Annotated in this window: 2 pseudogenes; both read left to right on the top strand. The window is 68.1% G+C overall.

Annotated features, from left to right (window positions below):
* Positions 1-184, top strand: a pseudogene (locus EN750_RS38155) (xanthine dehydrogenase family protein subunit M); the annotation flags it as partial.
* Positions 181-565: pseudogene (locus tag EN750_RS38150) on the top strand (xanthine dehydrogenase family protein molybdopterin-binding subunit); the annotation flags it as partial. The pseudogenes EN750_RS38155 and EN750_RS38150, both read left to right, overlap by 4 nt.

Here is a 565-nt window from a genome sequence, read left to right as displayed (position 1 = left end):
GCCGTGGCGGGCGCGAGCCGTTGAGGCAGCCTTGATAGGCAACGCGCTGGAGCCGGACGCAGTCCGCGCCGCCAGCCTGCTCGCCGTCGAAGGCGCCGTCGACCATGGCGCCAACCACTACAAGGTCGAACTGGCGCCGCGCGTCGTCTCCCGCGCCATCCTCAAATTGGGAGAGACGGCATGACCGTTCACAACATCAGGCATGGGGATGCGTCCGACGGCGCTTTTGCCGAAGCCGTCGGCGGCCGGCTGTCGCGCGTCGACGGTCCGGCCAAAATCACCGGCGCGGCGAAATACGCCATCGAGCAGCAGCTCGAAGGCCTCGCTTACGCCGTGCTGGTCGGGAGCACGATTGCATCCGGCAAGGTGCGCGCGATCGACACCAAGGCAGCCGAGGCCGCTCCCGGCGTGCTGCAGGTGCTGACGCCGGACACCATCATCAGCCTGAAGACCGCGGCGGACTGGTTCGGCACACCGCCGCCCGACAAGCCCTATTGCCCGCTCGCGCGCGACATCACGTTCTCGGGTCAACATGTCGCTGCCGTGGTCGCCGAGACCTTCGAAC

The organism is Mesorhizobium sp. M7A.F.Ca.ET.027.03.2.1, assembly GCF_003999175.1.
Lineage (GTDB): Bacteria > Pseudomonadota > Alphaproteobacteria > Rhizobiales > Rhizobiaceae > Mesorhizobium.
Note: the sequence above shows the minus strand (reverse complement) of the source record. Positions and strands in the feature narration are given on the sequence as shown.